1 protein-coding gene and 1 pseudogene are annotated in these 1765 nt (G+C 54.7%); both read right to left on the bottom strand.

The features are described from left to right. Positions 1–836: pseudogene (locus BLQ17_RS22010) on the bottom strand (RND family transporter); the annotation flags it as partial. Between the two features lie 59 nt (positions 837–895). Then, the coding region (locus BLQ17_RS22005) for a WD40/YVTN/BNR-like repeat-containing protein (RefSeq protein WP_092226433.1) at positions 896–1765 on the bottom strand (870 nt) is incomplete at its 5' end.

Here is a 1765-nt window from a genome sequence, read left to right as displayed (position 1 = left end):
AACCCCATTTGCCAGATAACGGCAACAATCGACGAGATCGCCCTCATCGCCGTACTGCGCCAGCATCGCGAATTGACCCAGAGAAGGCCGAGCAGGATCAGAAAGGCCGCCAGGAAGAACAATCCGACCCGGGTCTCGCCATCGATCAGGTCTCCGGCAACCTTGGCGAATCCGGTGATATGGATCTTGATGGTGTCATCCTGGAACTTGCCCCTCACCTCGTTTTCAAGGGCATGGCTGAATTTCTGGTAGTCGAGCTTCTCTCCGGTTTTGGGGTCGAGTTCATAGAGCGGCACATTCAGCGCGGTCGATTTGAAATCGTTAGCGACCATCGAGCCTATGCGTCCGGAACGTTGGATGTTGTTTTTCAGCCTGGCCATCATGGCGTCAGAGCCGTCAAAACCTTCCGGCATCACCGGACCGCCTGAAAAACCTTCTTCCGTCACTTCCGTATAACGCACGGCCGAAGACCAGAGCGACTCCATGTTCTGGCGATCGACACCGTTAACGAAGAACACGGCATCGTTGATATCGCGCAGAGTCAGCATGTACTCCCTGGTGAAAATATCCCCCCTGGTCGTTTCCACCACGATCTTTATGGTATTGCTCAGACCCCTGAGTTCATCGCTGTGTTTATAGGCGTTCTTGATGTATTCGTGGTAGGTCGGAATCATCCTCTCGAAGCTGGCGACCGGCCGCAGCTGAAAAGCCTGGTAGCCGAAGAAGACGGTCAGCATCAGGAAGATAAAGAGTACCAGCGGACGTCTGGCAAAGATGAGCCGTTCGATAAATGGGATCTTCTCCGGCTGATCAGACTGATTCGTTTGATTTTTCATAGCGCATTCACTTTCATATGATACTCAGCTCAAATGGTCGTTATCCCGCTGTTCTGAGTTTAATTGCTCGTTGTGGTTGAGGCCTTTGGTCCAGCGCTGCCGGTCAGTGAAAAATCCTCTTTGGCGATACGTTTTTCACCCCCCATACCGACCGTGATGAGGGCACCGTCCGCTGCCATGGTAAATGCTGTGATCCGGGTTCCCGCCTTCCACGGCAGCGGCGTCAGCTCTGTTCTGCTCGTATCGGAAATCAGCAGATTCGGAGCATACTGGGAAACCAGGAGTCGGCCATCGGCAAGAAAAGATACGGAGGTGAGGCTGGCGCTGGCCTGCGTATCCACAGTCTCCCAGCTGTCGCCACGGTCAAATGAGATGACCGCATTGCCGCGCAACCCAAGGAGAATGACGCTGCGCTGGTCGGCGCCAACCGCAAAGAATGACCCGTCATACGGCGTTGACAGGACGTCCCAACTTACGCCGTTATCCAGAGACCTAGCGGCAAAGCCGCGCTCTCCCCCGATAAACCAGCAGCCATCCGCCCAAAGGATGCTGTTGAAATGCAGTCCTTCGGGGTTTTCAATAGCAACCACCGGGGATGTCCAGGTCTTGCCGCCATCGCTGGTCTTAACGACCAGGCCGAACTGCCCGACAGCCATGCCTTCCTCTTCGTTTATAAAACAGACATCAAGGAAAGGTCGGGTGGGACCACCATCGTCAAACGACCTGGAATCGGACAGCAGGTAATCGAGGTCATCCAGTTCACCTTGCAGTCGCGCTTTATCTTCTGCTGAAACAGCAGCCAGCTCCTGGGTCTTTGCATGCACCGCTGCTGCAGCAGTGTCGAGCATGAGTTGGTTCACTTGATAACCGTCAAACTGCTCAGTCCAGACCTCGCCACCATCCCGGCTGACCAGGATCACACCCGAATG

Source organism: Desulforhopalus singaporensis, assembly GCF_900104445.1.
In the GTDB taxonomy this organism is placed as follows: Bacteria; Desulfobacterota; Desulfobulbia; order Desulfobulbales; family Desulfocapsaceae; genus Desulforhopalus_A; species Desulforhopalus_A singaporensis.
The sequence above is the reverse complement of the archived record's forward strand: the minus strand, read 5'-3'. Positions and strand labels throughout refer to the sequence as shown.